The sequence below is a fragment of the Marinifilum sp. genome, from assembly GCF_965230805.1.
In the GTDB taxonomy this organism is placed as follows: domain Bacteria; phylum Bacteroidota; class Bacteroidia; order Bacteroidales; family Marinifilaceae; genus Marinifilum.
On record NZ_OZ246019.1, the window covers coordinates 123,886 to 144,585 of the forward strand.

The window sequence follows — 20,700 nt, forward strand, 5'->3', positions numbered from 1 at the left end:
CTTATATGTTTTGAGCCAATTCCATTGCTTTACGCAAAGCTGCCAGCTTGTTACCTACCTCGTTTAACTCATTCTCCTCGCTTGATTTCTCAACTACTCCCGCTCCAGCTTGATAATAAAGCGTGTTATTCTTACTTAGGAAACTACGAATCATGATGGCCTGATTTACTTCTCCATTAAAGCCAAGCGCACCAATGCAACCACCATAAAAACCTCGTGCTGTTGGTTCATAATCATCAATCAATTGCATGGCACGATATTTTGGTGCTCCTGATAAAGTTCCTGCAGGGAAAGTATCGCCCATCAAGCGGAATGCATTATAATCATCAGGCAATTCCCCGGATACTTTCGACACTAGGTGAATTACATGCGAAAAATATTGCACCTCGCAAAAGGTTTCTACTTTAATGTTTTGCGCATTACGACTCAAGTCGTTTCGAGCAAGGTCTACCAACATCACATGTTCACTCTTCTCTTTTTCATCCTTAATCAATTCCTCAGCCAAAGCTGCATCTTTTATCGAATCTCCAGTTCTTCTAAAAGTTCCGGCAATTGGATGGATGTAAGCTTTCTTGTTTTGGATCTCAATTTGAGCTTCAGGTGAAGAACCCATAATACGGTATGATCCATAGTCGAAATAAAACAAATAAGGTGACGGATTAATAGATCGTAAGGCACGATACAAATTAAAATCATCACCTTTATAGTCTTGAGAAAACTGTCTTGACAAAACAATCTGAAAAACATCGCCTCTTCTGCAATGCTGTTTTCCCTTACTTACCATATTTTTGTAGGCCTGATCAGTCATATTCGACCGTTCTTCTCCTTCCAACGAAAACCGAAAAGCTGGTAAATTCCTGTTTCTCAACAAGTCTGAAACTTCTCTCAATCTAGACTCATTTCCATTCTCCACTAACTCAACAAGTTTTAAAGTGTTGTTAAAATGATTTACTTCGATGATGAAACGATATAGAGAATATCTCATCTGTGGAATTCCAGACTGTTTCTTATTTAAATTAAACTCTAAATCTTCGAAAAAAGGGACTGAATCGTAAGCATTGTAACCAAACAGTGCATTTGCTTTGCTTACATTTTCACTGTCTTCCAAATCGAATTGATTCACAAATGCCTTCAATCGATCTGAAACAAATCTTTTGCCTTTTCCTCTGGCATCAATTTGTTGCTTGTTTCCGAAAACCTCTTCAATCAGATCTCCATCATTTAATTGAATGTTTGCAATTGGTTCTAAAGCAATAAATGAACTTGCATTCTCAGGGATATGATAATCAGAGCTCTCTAAAAGAATGGCTCCAGGAAAACGATCTCGAAGCTTTAGATACATACTTACAGGAGTGATAACATCGGCAAGCATTTCTTTTTTTAGGTACTTAAATCTTATCATGACTAATAGTTATTTACAAATTGATACAAAAAAAGCGACCTACTGAGTTTCAGTAGGCCGCTTGCTTTATCTTTTCCTTCTATTGAATTTAGCACATACGGAGGACACTTCTGCTCATGATATTTGAGAGATTACAGATGTGCCACCACCAATATTTATTATTCAATCCGAACATTTTTTCTGTTTTTGTCTTCACAAATCTAATGAATTATTTTTTCAATATCCAAACGCTAGTTTTCAATTTTTTTTAATTTTATACCCATAAAAACCCCTGCATAGCCTATAAGTGTTGCACTTTAAAACAAATGTGTCTTTTTTATTAATTTTTTATTCCTAATCCCACTTTTATATTATTTACCCAACACCTTATCCTAAAAGGGATAAAGTAATAAAAAGCACTTTTTTTTCATTACCACCCCCAATATCCAATAATACTATTCCTAGAAAACTATTTTTTCCTATCGAAGGCTACACCCCTGTTTTTACAGGCAAAAGAATGAGCTAGATTCATCCAACCAAACGTTAACATTACATTAAGCGATTGATTTAAATTTGCAAGTAAAAAATTAATTCCTACATTTGACAGAGAATAAACGTTCAAAACAGTAATGAAAACAGTATCTACATACACTTCTAACTATTTCTATTTTTGGTTTTACTTTTATCCAACAAGATAAGGGCAAGAATTGATATGTAATAATACGAAAAAAATAAATCAAAGGTCTTGCCCAACAGGTAAGACCTTTTTTTAAATATATTGAAGAATGAGTAACAAAGCATTTACATACCGATTTTACTTTTATTATTTCTGGTTTATCACAAATCGGGCGGGATGCCTTATACCATAACTCAAATAAAAAAGTATAAAAAATCCTGCCTGAAAAGAGCAGGATTTTTTTTGAATATGCAAAACCAAAATTTTAACAAACAATTGAAATGATTCAACCAGCTAACAGAACCCATGTTATTAAAGAGTATTACTTTTCGATAAAACTAAAGGAGATTGCTCGCATGAACAAGGGTGAAGTAAAAGTTTTAAACCTTGGCATTGGTGATCCTGACATGACTCCCTCGGAAGACACCTGGAATACATTGAAAGAAGCCTGTATTCATCCCAAAAGTCATGGATACCAAAGCTACCAAGGAATTCCTGCACTGCGCCAAGGATTTTCGGAATGGTATAAAACTTACTTTGATGCAGATATCAATCCGGATAATGAAGTTCTTCCTCTTATGGGTTCAAAAGAAGGCATCATGATCACCTCTTTGGCCTACCTGAACGAAGGTGATGAAGTTTTAATTGCAGATCCTTCCTATCCCACCTATAAGTCGGTAACAAATTTACTAGGAGGTAAAATCATTTCTTATCCACTTAGTGAAGAACAAAACTGGCAACCAGATCTTGATGAATTGGAAAAAAGAGATTTAACGAAGGTAAAAATGATGTGGATCAATTATCCACATATGCCAACAGGAGCAAGAGCGAGTAAAGAATTGTTGGAAAAGATTGTTGCATTTGGCAGAAAGCACGAAGTATTGATTGTAAATGATAATCCGTACAGTTTTATACTCAATGATCAACCTGTGAGCATCATGAGCGTAGAAGGTGCTAAAGATTGTTGCCTTGAGTTAAACTCTTTAAGCAAGTCACACAATATGCCAGGATGGAGAGTAGGAATGATCTGCGGAAGCAAAGAGCTTCTTGCACCTGTTTTAAAGGTAAAAACCAATATGGATTCAGGAATGTTCTATCCGGTTCAGAAAGCTGCTATTAAAGCATTAAGCCATGACAAAAGCTGGTACGAATCCATCAATCAGGTTTATAAAAACAGAAGAGAACTGGTGTTTTCATTAATGAACTTGATTAATTGTAAGCCAAGTGCCAATCAGACTGGAATGTTTGTTTGGGCTTCAATTCCCGATCAATGCAGCGATTGTTACGAATTGAGTGATGAAATATTAAAACAAGCGAAGGTATTTATTACTCCTGGAGGAATTTTTGGAGAACAGGGAAAAAGATATATCAGAATTTCTTTATGCAGCAGTGAATCTGTAATTAATGACGCAATTCAACGTATCAAAAAATTAAGAAAAAAATAAAACAATGATAGTTTCAGTAATAGGGTTAGGATTAATTGGAGGGTCGATTGCTTTAGACCTAAAGCAACGAGGATTTGCCAGCAAGATAATTGGGGTTGATAATAATCCTATGCATGCGCATCAGGCAAAAAAGCTAGGTTTGACAGATGAGATTCAGGATTTGAAAACGGCCGTTGAATCATCGCATTTGGTTATTCTTGCCATACCTGTAAATGCGTGCATTAAAGCAATGCCTCAAATCATGGATATGGTAGATCAGCAAATTGTAACCGATTTGGGATCGACCAAGGAACAATTGATAGAATCAATAGCAGATCATCCCAAAAGAAAGCAGTATGTTCCGGCTCACCCAATGGCAGGAACCGAATTCTCTGGTCCGAAAGCAGCACATGCAGGACTGTTTGATGGCAAATGTTCTATTATTTGTAATCCTGAAGACTCGGATAAAGATGCCGTTAACATGATTACTGACATGTTTCATACCTTACAAATGCGATGTGTGTACATGGATGCAGAGGTACATGACAGACAAGCAGCCTATGTTTCTCATCTTTCGCACATCAGTGCATTTGCACTTTCCATTACCGTATTGCAAAAGGAAAAGAAAGACAAACACATTTTTGAATTGGCAAGTGGTGGTTTCGACTCCACGGTTCGATTGGCAAAAAGTTCGGCCGAAATGTGGACTCCTATTTTCAACCAGAACAAGAAAAATCTTAGCAAAGTTCTTCAAAAATACATTGATACATTGCAAGAATTTAAAGACAAAATTGAAGCTGATGATTTGGCTGGTGTCGACAATTTAATCCATGAAGCAAACGATATTAGCAGAGTTTTGGATGAAAAAGAACGCAATGAAGCTGAAACCATAAAAAAGGCAAAAAAGAAAAGAAGAGCATAGAAAAAAAGCAAAAGAAATCAATTAAAGCCTTTAACTAATCATTTAAAATACATTAACAGAATACAATCTGAAATTAATATTACACCAAATTTTTAATCACTCGAAAAGAGTTAACACCAGAACAGCATGAACAAGACAATTGAAGTTGCAGACCTTAGCACTTGGCCAATCAAAAATGCAGACAGGCCATTAATTATTGGGGGACCATGTAGTGCAGAAACAGAAGAACAAGTATTGGAAACGGCAAAAGGAATAAAAGCAGCAGGTATTCCAATTTTCCGTGCAGGCATATGGAAACCCAGAACACGTCCGAACAGTTTCGAAGGAATTGGAGCACAGGGTTTAATATGGTTGCAAAAAGTTAAAGCAGAAACAGGAATGTTGACTGCAACCGAAGTTGCCAATGCAAAGCATGTAGAATTGGCGCTTGGTGCCGGAGTTGATATTCTTTGGATTGGAGCCAGAACAACGGTAAATCCTTTCGCAGTGCAGGAAATTGCCGATGCATTGCGCGGAAAAGACATTCCGGTATTGGTAAAAAATCCTATTAATCCCGATTTGGAATTATGGATTGGTGCAATTGAACGATTAAGCGCTGCAGGCATTACCAAATTGGCTGCCATTCACCGTGGATTCTCGACCTACCAAAAATTAAAATACCGAAACGATCCTCAATGGCAAATTCCTATTGAGTTAAAAAGAAGAATGCCAAACTTGCCTATTTTCTGTGATCCTAGTCATATTACCGGAGACAGAAATTTATTGGATGTTGTAACTCAGAAAGCCATGGATCTGAATTATGAAGGTTTAATTATTGAATCGCACTGTAAACCTGAAGAAGCCTGGAGTGATGCAAAACAACAATTGACCCCCAAATCACTTGAAGAACTTTTAGCTAACTTAGTGCTTCGTGATCCTGAAGCTGACAATGAAGTAATCAATAATACATTGGGCGAACTTAGACATCTGATTGATGATTTCGATCAGAAACTTTTGGAATTACTGGAAAATAGAATGCAGGTTGCAAAAACAATTGGTCATTACAAAAAGGAAAACAATATTACTGTATTGCAAAATAAACGTTGGGGACAGATTTTGGAGAAAAGTCTGGAAAATGGAAAGAAAAAAGGATTCAGTGAACAGTTCATCAACAACCTGTTCAAAGCAATTCACCAGGAATCCATCAACCAGCAGGAAGACATCATGAATTCGTAAACCAAGATTAAAGATTTTAGATATGAGAAATTGTTCAAATCAATTCTCATATCTAAAATCTAAAATCTAAGATCTATTTAAATAATGAAAAGCATACACATCGATAATCAAAACAGTACAATTTTGATTGGTGAATCCTATCTTAACACTAGAAAATACTTGCCTGAAAAGAAGTGCTTTTTAATTTGCGATGAAAACATCTATGCTCATTACAAAAGTTTTGTTGATGAGTTTGAGCACATTATTATCGGCTGTGGTGAAGGAATAAAGACTTGGTCATCGGTAGAGAAAATTGTGGAAGAACTGCTTGCTGGTGGTGCAGACCGAAACTCGTACTTATTGGGAATGGGTGGCGGTTTGGTTTGTGATGTCACAGGCTTCGTAGCTTCAGTTTTCATGAGAGGATTGCAGTTCGGATTCATCTCCACTTCTCTCCTATCCCAGGTTGATGCCAGTGTTGGCGGCAAAAATGGAATTAATTTTGGCAAACTCAAGAATATGGTTGGTGTTTTTAATCCTCCACAGTTTGTGATATGCGATACGCAACTCTTAAAAACATTGCCTGAACGAGAAGTGAGAAGTGGCTTTGGAGAGGTAATCAAACATGCTCTTATTAAGGATAAAGATCTTTTTAAGTTTTTGAAAGATAATCAGAATGCACTTCTGAACCTGGATTCTGAACTGATGGAAGATTTGATTTACCGTGCAGTCTCTATCAAAACCGATGTGGTAAACAAGGATCCATTCGAGAAAGGTGAACGCAAGAAACTGAATTTTGGACACACCATTGGTCATGCCATCGAAAACAATTCTGGTTTAACACATGGCGAGGCGGTGTCAGTAGGAATGACTCTTGCAACCAAACTGTCAGAAGAAATGTGTGGGTTAGATATTGAAGAAAGCTCAGAGGTTATTGCACTTCTCAGAAAGTTCAGACTACCCGTTGATCATGAAGTTCCTGCAGAAACCATTAATGAATTTCTGATTAAAGACAAGAAAAAGAATCGATCATCAATCGATTTTATCTTACTAAACGGCATAGGAGAAGCTTGCATAAAGGCAATTCCGATTGAAGATTTAAAAAACAAAGTACATCAATTGTGTGAATCGAAAGTAAAGTGATTGAAACGAGCATGATTAAAATAACGATTAAACACATAGGATAATGATTATTTTGATTTTGCGGCTTCCTTCTGATAACGGAAAAAAATATAAACAGAAATGATAATTGTTAGCTCCTGTTTGGCAGGCATAAAATGCAGGTACGATGGTCATCACAACTTGGTACCCGAAATCAGGGAACTGGTTTTATCGGGAAAAGCCATCCCTTTGTGTCCCGAAGAATTAGGAGGCTTACCTACTCCTCGAATCCCCTGCGAAATTGTAAAAGTTGAAAATCAGTTAAAGGTAATGACAAAAGAACAAACTGATTACTCAAAACATTTCTTAATGGGAGCACAAAAAGTTGCCGATATTGCCAGAACTCTGGATTGCAAACTAGCCATTTTAAAAGCCAATAGTCCGTCGTGCGAGTATGGAACGGTTTACGATGGCAGATTTACCGAAAAGAAAATCAAAGGAAATGGACTAACTGCCGAACAATTACTAAAGCAAGGTGTTGAAATTAAAAATGAATCAAACTTTAAATTGTAAAATCAAAAAACAGCAATGAAAATCGAAGCCTCTGCACACCTAAGCAAATCCGGCAAAGAAATCACGCTTCGTGAAGCAAGAATTTCAGATGCTCATTCCTTAAGAAAGTGCATTCTATCCTATATCAATGGACTTACCATTCCGTTTACAAGAGAGGAGTTTGATAAGTCTGATACCGAAATTGAAAACTGGATTAATGAGTTAAATTCTGCTCCAAACTGTTTATTACTAATTGCTGAATATGAGGATAGGATTATTGGCAATATTGATGTAACATCAAGCAGAAGAAGCATGCTTAAGCACACAGGATACATTAGTATGGGTGTGCATAAAAATTGGCAAAACCAAGGTATTGGCTCCCTTCTGTTTCGGAAAATGATTAATGAGTATGAAAGAAATCAAGAAATTGAACTTTTATGGCTACAAGCATTTGGAACCAACTTGTCGGGTCTACACATGTACAGAAAATTTGGTTTTAACGAAAATGGCAGGCAAAAGAAATTCATAAAAACACATGATAACAAATACATCGACAATGTTATCATGACGAAAGCATTAATTTAAAGTACACAAGATTAACAAGCATAAAATATGAACAATTTCGGAAGAATATTCAGATTAAGCATATTTGGGGAATCACATGGTAAAGGAGTTGGAATAACCATTGATGGTTGTCCGGCAGGAATTCCTCTTACTGAAGAAGATTTAATGAACGATCTGGGTCGAAGAAAATCAGGTGCAAGAGGAACCACTCCACGTATCGAGAAAGACTTACCAGCCATTTTAAGTGGAACTTTTGATGGCAAGACCACGGGAGCTCCTCTCATTATATTATTCAGAAACAAGAACACCCAGTCGAAAGATTACAGCAACTTATTAGATAGTCCACGACCCGGACATGCCGACTTTGTTGCGCAACACAAGTTTGGAAAGAACAACGATTATACCGGCGGAGGACACTTTTCTGGTAGAATAACACTAGGAATTGTTGCTGCTGGAGTTGTTGCCAAAAAGATTTTAGGAGATGTTAGCATTAATGCCAAACTATCCGAAATAGGCGGTAGAACCGATTTTGATGCTGCCATAGAGGAAGCTTTATTGGAACACGATTCGATTGGAGGAATTGTAGAGTGTAAAGCAAACAATCTTCCTATAGGATATGGAGAACCATTCTTCGATTCTGTTGAATCATTGATTTCGCATCTGATATTTGCCATTCCAGCCACCAAAGGAATTGAATTCGGTTCGGGTTTCGAAGCCGCAAAAATGAAAGGTTCGGAGCATAATGACAACTTTATCGATGAAACTGGTAAAACGGAAACCAACCATGCAGGAGGTATCAATGGTGGAATTACCAATGGAAATGAACTGGTTTTTCGTGTGGCCATTAAGCCAACATCATCAATCGGGAAAGTTCAGAATACCATGAATTTTGCCAAAGGAAAAGTTGAAGAACTGCTGATTGAGGGTCGTCATGATGCTTGTATTGCATTACGTATACCTGTAATTATTGAAGCCGCCGCTGCCATTGCATTGGCAGACCTAAAAATGATTAGTCAAGCTAGAAAATAATAGGTCGCTGCATGTTATAATTAAGACCTATGTTTCAATCAATGAAAAGAGATGCCTTTGGGTGTCTCTTTTATTTATATTATCGGGTTAACACCCTGGCAAAGAATAAAAGAAATACCTCCAATTCACTCCGCTTTACAAGTTCCTCAAATTTCCGTAAATTACTTTATCTGTTGACTTTTAGAATATTAACTAAACTTAAACCAAAATGAAAACATACGGAAATCTTATCAGGATTTACACCCTGCTTGTCTTATTTTCTTTTGCAGCTTTTAAAGTAACAGCACAACAACCACAAATTAAAAAGCGAATTGCTGTTTTTGTATTCGAAGATAAAACCGACAAGAGTTGGAGATGGTGGAACAACAAAGGTGTTGGTGATGGTGTTAGCGACATGCTTACCACTGCTTTGGTAAAGTCGGGAAATTACAGAGTTATGGAACGTGCCGAAATTGATCGCATTCTTAACGAGCAAGATTTTGGACAAAGTGGAAGAGTTACGCAACAAAGCGCAGCAAAAATTGGCCAGGTTTTGGGGGTTGAGATTGCTGTAATTGGTTCTGTTTCCGAATTTGGATACAAAAAAGGAGAAACAGGAGGTGCAATTAGAGGCTTGGGAATTGGCGTTTCGAACCAGCAAGCAGTTGTTGGTGTTGATGTAAGAATGGTAAATACCAACACAGGAGAAATTATTACTGCTGAGAATGTGCGAAAAAAGAAATCGGCAAAAGGCCTAAAGCTAAGAACCAACAAATTAAATTTTAGAGATCGTAAAGATTTTGATGAATCACTTGTCGGAAAGGCAGCTCGCGAAGCCATAGAGGATGTTGTTTCGATGATTGATAACAACGCCAATAACATTCCCTGGCAAGCCAAAGTTATCACCGAAAAAGGAGGAATTGTTTTTATCAACTCGGGAAAAGCAGATGGACTTAAAGTTGGCGATGTGTTTGCTGTTTATAGCAAAGGTGAAGATTTGATTGATCCGGACACGGGAATTTCATTAGGAAGTGTTGATAGCAAAATAGGCGAAATAAAAATTACAGATGCCAGCATAGGAAACGGAAAAGCATCTAAGTGTTCTATCCTAAATGGATCGGGATTTACCAAAGGGAATTTTGTGAGGGTGAAATAATTTATTCTTATTAAGAAAGCATATTAAAGTATAAGCCCACTTACAGATTAAATTGTCGGTGGGCTTTCTTAAATGAAACCAATTTATTATTACATTGAATTTCTAATACAAAAGCACATCAATAAACAATCCATGAAAAAACTCATTCTAATTACATCATTCTTTCCAAAAGAAGAGCATGTGATGCCGATTTTGTTACTACCCTTGTCATTGCTTGATTTTTGTGACAGACATAAGTTGCTAATAAATAGCAAGCATAATAAGATTAGTATGATTTTCATTTATTTAGATATTATGAGTTTTTGTAGCTACCACGGTTTTGCTAAAATTTGAGGGCGATTTAAAACTGCCGACTTAGCATGTACCACTTGTGTTTATTTTTACAATTCGTTTTTCCATTTCTTTTTAATAAAGGATCTAATTCCCACACCATAAAAACCAATAATTATTAACAGAAGTGCAAAGACTTCTAATTTTAAGAACAGGTTATGGCTATAGTACTCTAAATTGCTTCCTATTATATTTAATACAAATAATGCTACTCCCAAGTATCCTACAAATTTAATTTGGTTGTAAATACTCCATTCCTTATTGGAGTCATACCACTTTCTATACAAATCATTATCTGGATCAATTAGTACCAATTGTGAAAAATAACTTTGTGATTCTTCAAACTTCTCAAGTCGCTGGCTTATCACACCATTTGCAAACATGTATTTTTCATTAATCTTTGAGTAAAATTCAGATCCTTTTAAACGTTTAACCAGAATGTCCAATTCTTTCAAGTTTTCGCCTGCCTTAGTATAATGTTTCTTGTTATCAAGTGCCAGTATATAGGATAGTTTTATGTCTGCAATCTCTTCTATAGCTTCCAAATCTTCTTTCTCATCGTAGTTTCTAAAGTAAATAAGATTTCTCTCGTACATGTCAATTACAGATTCTGAATCATTCCAATCGACATCTAATATTTCATTATGCAGCTTATTATTCATCCTTTTGTACAATATTTCCTATAGGGCTTGTAACTTGTATCTAAAATAAATTAATGCACTTTCCTCCCCTTCAAATGGCTTATAAGATGCGCTAATTTGTTTTTCGGTAGTAAAGTACAAAACAATAATCCCTCAACATAGTATTCCAATGATTAATTTATCGGCATTTATCCAGCGGATGTCTGGGAGATCAGATTAGTTACGCTTATCAGGTTTTTCTTTCTTACATATGGCTATGCGCTTATTAAAACGAACACTTTCAAGCTTATCAATTCAGTTTTTGACACCACCAAATGGATACACAAAGTTTGAGACACTACCACCAAATGAGTTATCAATGTTATTTCTTGTGCTTTTTACCTTAACACCCGAACTTTTAACGTAAAAAACTGAGGTTTGCGCACTAAAACCTAAGCTTTGAACGTATTTAGCTGAAGTTTGCGCACTAAAACCTGAGCTTTGAACGTATTTAGCTGAGATTTGCACATTAAAACCTGAGCTTTGAACGTATTGAGCTGAGGTTTGCACATTAAAACCTGAGATTGCAACGTTAAATGCTCAACTTTTAATAAAAAACCACGCTTTACATACCTAAAAAGACAGCAAAAAACATAAAAACTTAAGCTTGCAACGTAAAAAGCTGAGGTTTTTACGTTACCAGTTCTCTTTTTAATGTTAACGGCTCAAGTTTTTACGTTCAAAGCTCAGGTTTTCATGTAAAAAGCTCAGGTTTTTACGTTAAATATTGAACTATTTATGCATTTCAATTCACATTCACCATACATTTTTCTCTTATCTTAAATAAGATATTACGACAAAATTACCCATCGCATGATATATAAACCTTTCATCAACTCAATGACACAGACCTCATTACATTACAACCAACATATAAATATTAATAATCATACTAATTTAAATCGAATTTAAATTTCAAATTAACTTTATCATTACAATTAATTAACGCAATTTCTTTGGTAAATTGACATCTCATAAAAATTTATAAAGTTATGGCTCGTATAAAAATCAAAAGTAATGCTAGTTCATTAGCAGATTTATTCGCCAAGATTAAACAAAAACATGAATCGGATGGCGAAACTAGTTTGTTAAATTCGGTAATCGACTTTACTGCATTAGAAGGTAGAGTAAACAACATGATTGATTATCAGAACAAAGCAGATGCAGCAAATCGATTAAAAGAAGAAATGAATGAACAAAAATCGAAATTGGCAAAGGAAATCTCTCATGATATTGCTCAAATTCGTGACTTGTTAAAAGTTCATTACCCTAATGATATCAAAAAGCTTGGTGCTTGGGGATTCATAATCGATGAAGTAAGCAAGAAAAAAGTGGAAGGTCCAGAATAGGAATTTGCACTTTTACAAAACACAGGGATGGTAGAAAAAATCTATCATCCCTTTGTTATACCAGCATGATATCCTAAAGAATCAGAATACCTGTATTCCATAAATCTATTTTCTATTAATTTGATTTGCACTAAGTGCAGCACCAATAATGCCAGCACCATTTTGGAACTCAGCAACCAACACCGGAACCTCTACATCAATTTCCTCTTCGAATCGGTTAAGTTTTTTGCTCGCTCCTCCTCCAATGATAAAATAATCGGGAGCACAAATCAAATTCACATGGTGTAAAAACTCGTTGAATCGCTTCCCCCATTCCTGAAAGCTTAGCTCTTCGTTTTTGCGTACCGAATCGGCTGCATATTTTTCAATAATCTTGCCATCTGTATGGTTCAGCTGTCCCAATTCAAAATTTGGCAACAATTGGCCATTGAAGAATACGCCTGAGCCCAATCCTGTGCCAATGGTAATCATGGCAACCAATCCATCCTTATCCTTACCTACTCCATATCGCATTTCAGCCAAACCGGCAGCATCGGCATCGTTCACCACACTAACCGCCAAGCCTGTTTTTTTACTAAACAGTTCATCAACCTGAACCCCTACCCACGAAGCATCCATATTGCCATGTGCCATGGCCTTGCCATGAGAAATAATAGTAGGAAAACCACAACCCACCGGGCCTGTCCAATTAAAATGATCAACAATTTGTTTTATCACATCTGCTACAGCTTCTGGAGTTGATGGCTGAGGTGTTAGAATTCGAAATCTTTCCGCCAACTGTTCACCCCTTAAAACATTTACAGGAGCGCCCTTAATTCCCGAACCTCCTATATCTATTCCTAATATTTCCATAAATTTTGTTTGTGGATGATTAATGATGCCCAAAAATACAAAAATCAAAGAAAACAAGAAGAGAAAGCAATATTATGAACAGGCCAAGATAGTTCTTGCTGATATGCAAAAGTCTTTCGCCAATTCCAGCAAAACATCAATGCAATCTCCATGTCATGCTCTGACTATAAGCAAGCTGCAAATGTCAGGGTATGACTAATTCAAATCGTTTCTATTAAAAGATTTGTGTGTATTTTCAGATTCCTTTTACAAATCTTCATTTTTCGGATTAAAAATCCTTAGCTCCTATAGCCCTGATTAAAAATCAGGACTAGTGATAGCCGGAACTACGATGCGGACATGATTCCATTACAAGATGGGTGTTCTCAAGATAAGTGAAGCTATACATCGTAAAAATCCACATCATTATCGAATTTGTAACGATTTCTTATTATTATTTCGCCCTCTTCCTTACTTTTATGCACTCAACTGCATTATTGCACAAAACAACAATTAGCAATCATGAATAAAAATTTATTGACTTTCCTGTTTTTACTATTCGGAATTGGTGTTTTTGCTCAGAAAATACCTGTTAATAAGGCAAATTATGAATTACCTGCAAAATTTTCTCCAACCAAACTGAGATCTATGGTATTCTCAACCAAAGTAAATCCACACTGGTTAAAAAGTGGTCAAAAGTTCTGGTATACCTACAAAACTTCGGACGGGTTGAACTACTATTTGGTTGATCCGGTAAGAAATTCGAAAACAAAACTTTTTGATCCGGTAAAAATGGCTGCTGATATGAGTCGTTTGACTGGCGACCCGTTCGATGCCAAACACAAAGACATTAAAAAACTGAAATTTATTAAGAATGAACGATTTATTCAGTTCGAAGTAAAGAGTAAGCTTGCCGAAGAGGAAGAAAAGGACGAAGAAGAAGACGGCGATAAGCAGGAAGAAGAGAAGGACGGAAAGAAAAAGGATAAAAAGAAGAAAATGGTTGCTAAGGTTTGGCATTTCGAGTACGAATTGGCAAGCCGCAAACTGCGTCTTTTAGATGATTTTGAAAAACCGTTGGAACAAAAAAAATGGGCTTCGGTTGCTCCGAATGAAGAGTATGTAATTTTCGCAAAGCATCATAACCTATATTGGATGGATGCTGAGAACTACAAGAAAGCTCAGAAAAATGAAAAAGATACAACTATTGTAGAGCACCAGTTAACAACTGATGGGATAAAGGATTATGCCTATGGCGATACTGGCTATGGCAAAACAAATACTGAAAAAGAGAAAGAAAAAGACGACAGAAAAGCTGCTTATGTAACTTTCTCTCATGATTCGAAGAAGTTTGCACTTATCCGCGAAGACGAAAGAAAAGTGAAAGATCTTTGGGTATTAAATTCGGTTGCCAAAGGTCGTCCAACACTGGAAACCTACAAATATCATATGGCTGGCGAAAAAGATGCTCCGCAATATGAAATGCTGGTATTCGATTTTGATACAAAAGAATCGGTAAAAATAAAAACGGATGCCTGGAAAGACCAGGCTCTTCGTATTTTAAGAACACCAAGAAAAAAATCGAATGCTGATGATGATTTGAAATTTTCGAAATGGCTTTCGAAAACCAGTGATGTAATTTATTTTGTGCGCCAGAGTCGTGATATGAAACGTGTTGACATCTGCTCAGCAAATACCAATACAGGAGATGTAAAGGTAATTATCGAAGAAAGATTGAACACTTACATCGATACTCGCAACCTGGTTACCATTAACGATGGCAAAGAATTTATTCACTGGTCGGAACGCGATGGTTGGGCTCATTTCTATCTTTACGATGCCGAAGGCAATCTGAAAAACCAAATTACATCCGGTCCATGGCATACCGATGAAATTCAAGGCGTTGACGAAAAGAACCGAGTGCTTTATTTTACGGCAAATGGCAAAGAAAATGGAGAAGATCCATACTATTTTCACTTGTACCGTGTAAACTTCGACGGAACAGGTTTGAAGTTGTTAAACAAAGGAGATTTCAACCACGAAATCAGCTTGAATGATCAGAACAATTACTTTGTGAACAATTCATCGAGAGTGAATACTGTTCCCGAATCGAAATTATACGACTCACGAGGTAATAAACTTATGGATTTGGAAACCGCTGATCTTTCCTTGCTATTTGAATCTGGTTACAAGTTCCCTGAGATATTTACAGTAAAAGCCGGTGATGGAATTACCGATCTTTATGGTGTAATGTACAAGCCTTTTGATTTCGACGAAAACAAAAAATATCCAATCTTAACATACGTGTATCCGGGTCCACAAACCGAAGCTGTATACAAGAGCTTCTCAACTCGCATGGATCGTGCAGACCGAATGGCACAATTTGGGTTTGTTGTTGTAACTGTTGGTCACCGTGGTGGTCACCCCGATCGTTCAAAATGGTATCACAACTACGGATATCAAAATATGCGAGATTATCCTCTTTTAGATAAGAAAGTTGCATTGGAACGCTTGGCGAATCGTTACGACTTTATTGATATCAACAGAGTTGGTATTTTTGGGCACTCAGGAGGTGGATTTATGTCGACGGCAGCCATGTTTGTATATCCCGATTTCTTTAAAGTAGCTGTATCGGCTGCTGGTAATCACGATAACAACATTTACAACCGTTGGTGGAGCGAAAAACACCACGGAGTAAAAGAGGTAGTTACCGAAAAAGACACCACTTTCCAATACAAGATTGCAACCAATCCAAGTTTAGCTAAGAATTTAAAAGGAAAACTTCTGTTGGTAACTGGCGACATCGACAACAATGTGCACCCAGCCAACACAATAAGAGTTGCTAATGCTTTAATTAAAGCGAATAAGAGATTCGATTTCTTTATCTATCCAGGTCAACGTCACGGATTTGGAAATATGAGCGAATATTCGTTCTGGCTAAGAGGTGAGTATTTCTGTAAACACTTGTTGGGAGATCATCGCGAAGGAGCCGATTTTATTGAAATGCAGAATGAAAAGCCAAAAACTTATTAAGGTATTTAACGTGAGTTCGACGTAAAATTCTATCCACAGAAAGTTATATTTGCGATAGATTTGCATTAAAAATTTGGAAAGAATAGCGGGCTATTTTGAGGAATTTTTAATGTGAAGATGTCGTAAAGAGAACTTTCCATTAGGTGTTTGCCTGCTTTCGGCATAAATTTCCTCAAATCTTCTTGAAATATCCCGATATTCCTTCGAAAATTTGAGAAAATTTCTACTCAAAATCAGATCAAACTCTGAACGAATTTTACGTCGAACTCACGTTATTTACAAAATAATTTTGATCCCGATTTGCAATGCAAATCGGGATTTTTTTTATGCCTCGAGTTCGATTAATAATATTCGCCAAAGAAAGTCAGGTTTATTCATGATTTGCTTTAAACAATCTGAAAGAATATCGGGATATGTTGAAATTTTTATAATAAAAATTGGGTGAATATGACTTTTCAAAGAATTTAACTGCTTTTGAGTGGAATTCAAGTTTGATGAGTCTTGAACACCAAACCACACATTAAAAACTTATTACAATAGTCTTTTATTCTACGCATTTTTTTAATGAAAATCTACCAGAAATATAACTTTTAGAGCATAGCTCTTCACTTTAAACTCACGTTATTTATTAAACACATAAAACAACTAAAACTATTGTAATGAAAATGCAGAAATTTAATCTAATTTGGGCAATTCCTTTATGGTTTGCCCTTTTTTTTACCAGCTGTCAATCGACGATTGGCAAAGACAATTTTTCGTTTGTATTTATTACTGATGCGCATGTTCAACCTGAGTTTAGTGCAGATAAAGGATTGGCAAAAGCAGTAAAAAAAATAAACGAATTACAACCTGAATTTGTACTTACCGGAGGAGATGAGATTCGCGATGCATTAAGAGTCAATTTCAATAGAGCTGATAGTTTGTACAATTTATACGATAGCATAATGGGTCGTCTTGAAATGCCATTGTATAGAACCATAGGCAACCATGATGTTTTTGGATTGTATGAAGTAAGCAAAGTTGACCCTTCTCACGAATTCTATGGCAAAAAGATGTTTGAAGCAAGAGTTGGCAAAACTTACTATTCGTTTAAGCACAATAACTGGCATTTTATTGTGCTCGACGCTATTGGTTTTACCGAAGATCGCCATTATTACGGCAAAATAGATTCAACCCAAATGCTCTGGTTGAAAAACGAGTTAGACCAAAACAAAACCAAACCAATAGTTATTAGCACACATATTCCTATTTTAAGCATTGGACAACAAATTATGGGAAAACCGACTAGTCCATTTCGCCCCAACGAGGTTGTTACCAATGCTGATGAAGTAAGAAGTTTACTCGAGCAGTATAATGTAAAAATAGTGCTTCAGGGACACCTTCATATTCTGGAAGATATATATTACAATGGTATTCACTACATAACAGGAGGAGCTGTTTCGGCAAAATGGTGGTATGGTCCCCGATATGGAATGCAGGAGGGTTTTCTAAAAATTGATGTGTCAGGTGAAAACTTTACATGGGAATATATCGATTATGCTTGGGATGCAAAAGCTCCTAATCAATCCAAAATTTAATCAATTAAAATCATTCAAAAATCAGAGCCATGAAAGAAAAAAGCATTATCAGGATTTTGATTAAGAAACTGTTATTGTTTGTAATTGGTGTAGTAATCGTAACAAGTGCATTTGCCAAGGTTATAACACCTGTAGAAGACTCGCCAATTGTTGTAACAGGTATTGTTTCAAATGAGAGTGGAATAAGAGTCCCTGGAGTTAATGTTGTGGAAAAAGGGACTTTTAATGGAGTTATAACCGATAAGGAAGGGAAGTTTACCATACATCTTAAGAATGAATATTCAAGTTTGATTTTCTCTTTTATAGGTTACCAAACTCAAATAGTAGAAGTTAGAGGAAACTCACAATTAAATGTAATTTTGAAAATTGAATCGGAGATTTTGGCTGACATTGTTATTACTGGACAAGGAATCGGACAGGACAAAAAACGATTAACTTCTAAAGCTGCTATTGTTAGCGAAGCAACATTAGAAAAGAATGTAAATACTCGAATCGACCAAATTTTACAATCCGAAATTCCCAACCTTCAGATTTCTATGATAGGTGGCCAACCTGGTTCATCTTCCAATATTAGAGCACGTGGGGTTTCTTCAGGCTTTACCAATACCACACCAATAATTTATGTTGACGGAGTTAGAATGGATAATTTGAATGGGCCTTCAGCATTAGGTGCAATTACAGGTTATAGTAATGCTGCCAACAGTTCGGTTGCTAATATACCTGTGGAAAACATTGAACGTATTGAATTTGTAAATGGTGGTGCAGCAACAACCCTATATGGGGCTGATGCAGCAAATGGTGTTATCCAAATTTTTACTAAAAAAGGCACACCTCACAAAATGCATGCTTTTGCAAAAGTAGAAACTGGATTCGAAAAAGCAACCGCTGATTTTTATCATTTTGATGCAACAGAGGATCTTCTAAACCAAAACGGATTTATACAAAAATACAGCCTTGGTATTAAAGGTGGTGGCGAAGCGGTAACATTTAGCTTTACCGGGGGGATGGAGCACAACACTGGTACACGTATTCATAACCAGAATGAGAATAAAAGGTATTTTTTGAGTTTGGGTACTAATGCATATTTATCAAAAAACATTAGATATTCAGGGTCGATGAATTACAACAGCTTCAACTATAACCGAATTCGCAGTGGTAATCTTGGTGGATATACTGGCTTATGGTCGCTTGAAGGAGGAGCAATAAAATCGTTCAGCTTTGACAATAAGCTTGACGAAATGGAACCTGAAGAATATGCACAGCTAAAAGATTTTGTTAGCGAAGCAGAACGCCTTCAAGATCGCACTGCCAAAAACAGACGCTTCCAAATGTCACATTCTTTCGTTTACTCCCCAAACGATAATTTTAATCTTAAAATGCTGGTTGGAATCGATCATTTTACTCAAAGAGAATCTGATATAATTTCAAACGAATACTTGACAGCAACCAATTCTTCAAATGAAAGTTCAATCACGAATACAAAACGTGATTTTCTTGGTTTAACTCTGGAAGCAATTGCAGGTTACAATTTCGAAATTGGTGATTTTAGCTTTAATAATCAGCTAGGATTACAGGGCTTTAGAAACGATGAAGAGCAAGTAGAATATAAAGGAACAAACATTCCTAACGGAGCGGTATCTATCGAAAATGCAGCGAACACAAGTGCTGATCAACGAATTATTGAGTTGGCCAATTATGGTATTTTCTTTAATACCAATATCAATTACTTAGATAAATATACATTTGAGTTTGGCTTAAGAGGAGATAAAAGTGAGGCGTTTGGCGACCAAATCGGCATGCAGTATTATCCTCGTTTAGGTCTTTCTTACCTAATTTCTGAAGAAGACTTTATAGCCGCTAGTAATATGATTAGCAATTGGAAAATCCGCGCTAATTATGGTGAAGCAGGTAATCTACCCCCCGCTTATGCACACGAAAGAACCATAAATTATAGTGGTTACAATGGAGATATTGCAGTTGGCTTTGGTCAGCCTGGTAACTCTTCATTAAAGCCAGAAAAAATTCAATCATTTGAAATTGGAACTGAACTTGAGCTGTTTAATTCCTACCTTACTTTAGGAATAGATTACTACACCTCGAAAACCGTTGATGCATTAATGTATGCACCACAAATTCCATCTACAGGTTCTTCCAGTTTTGCAATTCAAAATATTGGCGAAATTAGTAACAATGGTTTTGAATTCAGTCTTAAGGGAGATATTATCCGCAGCCGAAAATTAACCCTTTCTGCTTTTGCTACTTTAAATACCCTGGAGAATGAAGTTAAAGAACTAAATGGCTTGCCACCTTTTGCCATCAATGGTTTTAGCGAACGAACAATTCAGATTGTAGTGATGGAAGGTGAAAGTGTTGGTGTTTTAAGAGGAAATAAAGCTATTTGGGAAAATAATGTGATAACAGGTTACGATGCTCTTTCTGTACTAGGGAAAACAACTCCAGATATTTATGGAAATTTTGGTATATCATTAAACGTTAGCAATTTCAATTTTTTTATAAATGCCGATTACCAGAAGGGAGCTGCTGCACATAGTTTTGATCGCCAATTCCGTTACGTTTATGGAGCATCCGATGAAGGAATACCACAGGAAGAAATTGAAGCAAATGGCAGGTCGAACTGGCTGGCAATGACCGATCAGTTTGTTGAAAAAACGGATTTTATAAAAGTAAGAACCATTGCAGCAACTTATGCGCTTAATTTGCACAAATATGGACTGAATCAAATAGTGTTTAGTGCAAATGTTATTAATCCATTTAACTTCTCATCAAGTAGTTTCGATCCGGAGGTTTCTCAAGCCGGGAGTAAACTTGGACAAGGATCTTTATCAACGGGTGGTATTGCATACGCAATTGAATCCACTCCGCGTCAGTTTTTATTCGGAGTTAATTTCAAATTTTAAAAAT

The 20,700-nt window shown here is 36.3% G+C and carries 15 protein-coding genes; 12 read left to right on the forward strand and 3 right to left on the reverse strand.

The annotated features are described in order from the left end of the window. Nucleotide 1: 1 nt before the first annotated feature. On the reverse strand, nucleotides 2-1,402 hold the full coding sequence (locus ACO05S_RS00470) for an anthranilate synthase component I family protein (RefSeq protein ID WP_421919587.1): 1,401 nt from the start codon (nucleotides 1,400-1,402) through the stop codon (nucleotides 2-4). A 936-nt stretch (nucleotides 1,403-2,338) separates the two neighbouring features. On the opposite strand from ACO05S_RS00470, the gene ACO05S_RS00475 reads away from it, so the two are divergent. From ACO05S_RS00475 to ACO05S_RS00510, 8 genes are all read left to right on the forward strand, one after another. Continuing rightward, nucleotides 2,339-3,502 carry a pyridoxal phosphate-dependent aminotransferase gene (locus ACO05S_RS00475; protein ID WP_421919588.1) on the forward strand — a complete coding sequence of 388 codons (1,164 nt, stop codon included), beginning with the start codon at nucleotides 2,339-2,341 and terminating at the stop codon, nucleotides 3,500-3,502. Nucleotides 3,503-3,506: 4 nt separating this feature from the next. Then, nucleotides 3,507-4,403: a prephenate dehydrogenase gene (locus ACO05S_RS00480; protein ID WP_421919589.1), complete on the forward strand. Its 897-nt coding sequence runs from the start codon at nucleotides 3,507-3,509 to the stop codon at nucleotides 4,401-4,403. 126 nt (nucleotides 4,404-4,529) lie between these two features. Beyond that, nucleotides 4,530-5,618, forward strand: coding sequence for a chorismate mutase (locus ACO05S_RS00485; RefSeq protein ID WP_421919590.1), 1,089 nt, complete (start codon nucleotides 4,530-4,532; stop codon nucleotides 5,616-5,618). A gap of 84 nt (nucleotides 5,619-5,702) precedes the next feature. Continuing rightward, entirely contained in the window at nucleotides 5,703-6,740 is a 1,038-nt protein-coding gene (gene aroB, locus ACO05S_RS00490; protein ID WP_421919591.1) for a 3-dehydroquinate synthase, read from the forward strand. Nucleotides 6,741-6,839: 99 nt separating this feature from the next. Continuing rightward, nucleotides 6,840-7,271 (forward strand): DUF523 domain-containing protein, encoded by a 432-nt coding sequence (locus tag ACO05S_RS00495; RefSeq protein WP_421919592.1) that lies wholly within the window; start codon nucleotides 6,840-6,842, stop codon nucleotides 7,269-7,271. A gap of 15 nt (nucleotides 7,272-7,286) precedes the next feature. Next, nucleotides 7,287-7,835, forward strand: a complete 549-nt coding sequence (locus ACO05S_RS00500) for a GNAT family N-acetyltransferase (protein WP_421919593.1) — start codon at nucleotides 7,287-7,289, stop codon at nucleotides 7,833-7,835. Between the two features lie 27 nt (nucleotides 7,836-7,862). After that, nucleotides 7,863-8,843 (forward strand): chorismate synthase, encoded by a 981-nt coding sequence (locus ACO05S_RS00505; RefSeq protein ID WP_421919594.1) that lies wholly within the window; start codon nucleotides 7,863-7,865, stop codon nucleotides 8,841-8,843. Between the two features lie 208 nt (nucleotides 8,844-9,051). Beyond that, complete coding sequence (locus ACO05S_RS00510) at nucleotides 9,052-9,978, forward strand: CsgG/HfaB family protein (RefSeq protein ID WP_421919595.1); 927 nt, start codon at nucleotides 9,052-9,054, stop codon at nucleotides 9,976-9,978. A 380-nt stretch (nucleotides 9,979-10,358) separates the two neighbouring features. Here the strand turns inward: ACO05S_RS00510 and ACO05S_RS00515 are convergent, their stop codons facing one another. Continuing rightward, entirely contained in the window at nucleotides 10,359-10,970 is a 612-nt protein-coding gene (locus ACO05S_RS00515; RefSeq protein WP_421919596.1) for a hypothetical protein, read from the reverse strand. Nucleotides 10,971-11,980: 1,010 nt separating this feature from the next. Between ACO05S_RS00515 and ACO05S_RS00520 the strand changes: the two genes are divergently transcribed. Next, entirely contained in the window at nucleotides 11,981-12,337 is a 357-nt protein-coding gene (locus tag ACO05S_RS00520) for a hypothetical protein (RefSeq protein WP_421919597.1), read from the forward strand. A gap of 105 nt (nucleotides 12,338-12,442) precedes the next feature. Here ACO05S_RS00520 and ppgK read toward each other — a convergent pair whose 3' ends face one another. Then, nucleotides 12,443-13,189, reverse strand: a complete 747-nt coding sequence (gene ppgK / locus ACO05S_RS00525; protein ID WP_421919598.1) for a polyphosphate--glucose phosphotransferase — start codon at nucleotides 13,187-13,189, stop codon at nucleotides 12,443-12,445. 501 nt (nucleotides 13,190-13,690) lie between these two features. Between ppgK and ACO05S_RS00530 the strand changes: the two genes are divergently transcribed. From ACO05S_RS00530 to ACO05S_RS00540, 3 genes are all read left to right on the forward strand, one after another. Beyond that, nucleotides 13,691-16,201 carry a DPP IV N-terminal domain-containing protein gene (locus tag ACO05S_RS00530; protein ID WP_421919599.1) on the forward strand — a complete coding sequence of 837 codons (2,511 nt, stop codon included), beginning with the start codon at nucleotides 13,691-13,693 and terminating at the stop codon, nucleotides 16,199-16,201. Nucleotides 16,202-16,860: 659 nt separating this feature from the next. After that, nucleotides 16,861-17,778, forward strand: coding sequence for a metallophosphoesterase family protein (locus ACO05S_RS00535; protein ID WP_421919600.1), 918 nt, complete (start codon nucleotides 16,861-16,863; stop codon nucleotides 17,776-17,778). Nucleotides 17,779-17,807: 29 nt separating this feature from the next. Then, nucleotides 17,808-20,696: a TonB-dependent receptor domain-containing protein gene (locus ACO05S_RS00540; RefSeq protein WP_421919601.1), complete on the forward strand. Its 2,889-nt coding sequence runs from the start codon at nucleotides 17,808-17,810 to the stop codon at nucleotides 20,694-20,696. Nucleotides 20,697-20,700 lie beyond the last annotated feature (4 nt).

Excerpts from the sequence above, each read along its gene's own strand:
- ACO05S_RS00470 (WP_421919587.1), bottom strand. The coding sequence starts at position 1,402 with ATGATAAGATTTAAGTACCTAAAAAAAGAAATGCTTGCCGATGTTATC.
- ACO05S_RS00475 (WP_421919588.1), top strand. The coding sequence starts at position 2,339 with ATGATTCAACCAGCTAACAGAACCCATGTTATTAAAGAGTATTACTTT.
- ACO05S_RS00480 (WP_421919589.1), top strand. The coding sequence starts at position 3,507 with ATGATAGTTTCAGTAATAGGGTTAGGATTAATTGGAGGGTCGATTGCT.
- ACO05S_RS00485 (WP_421919590.1), top strand. The coding sequence starts at position 4,530 with ATGAACAAGACAATTGAAGTTGCAGACCTTAGCACTTGGCCAATCAAA.
- aroB (WP_421919591.1), top strand. The coding sequence starts at position 5,703 with ATGAAAAGCATACACATCGATAATCAAAACAGTACAATTTTGATTGGT.
- ACO05S_RS00495 (WP_421919592.1), top strand. The coding sequence starts at position 6,840 with ATGATAATTGTTAGCTCCTGTTTGGCAGGCATAAAATGCAGGTACGAT.
- ACO05S_RS00500 (WP_421919593.1), top strand. The coding sequence starts at position 7,287 with ATGAAAATCGAAGCCTCTGCACACCTAAGCAAATCCGGCAAAGAAATC.
- ACO05S_RS00505 (WP_421919594.1), top strand. The coding sequence starts at position 7,863 with ATGAACAATTTCGGAAGAATATTCAGATTAAGCATATTTGGGGAATCA.
- ACO05S_RS00510 (WP_421919595.1), top strand. The coding sequence starts at position 9,052 with ATGAAAACATACGGAAATCTTATCAGGATTTACACCCTGCTTGTCTTA.
- ACO05S_RS00515 (WP_421919596.1), bottom strand. The coding sequence starts at position 10,970 with ATGAATAATAAGCTGCATAATGAAATATTAGATGTCGATTGGAATGAT.
- ACO05S_RS00520 (WP_421919597.1), top strand. The coding sequence starts at position 11,981 with ATGGCTCGTATAAAAATCAAAAGTAATGCTAGTTCATTAGCAGATTTA.
- ppgK (WP_421919598.1), bottom strand. The coding sequence starts at position 13,189 with ATGGAAATATTAGGAATAGATATAGGAGGTTCGGGAATTAAGGGCGCT.
- ACO05S_RS00530 (WP_421919599.1), top strand. The coding sequence starts at position 13,691 with ATGAATAAAAATTTATTGACTTTCCTGTTTTTACTATTCGGAATTGGT.
- ACO05S_RS00535 (WP_421919600.1), top strand. The coding sequence starts at position 16,861 with ATGAAAATGCAGAAATTTAATCTAATTTGGGCAATTCCTTTATGGTTT.
- ACO05S_RS00540 (WP_421919601.1), top strand. The coding sequence starts at position 17,808 with ATGAAAGAAAAAAGCATTATCAGGATTTTGATTAAGAAACTGTTATTG.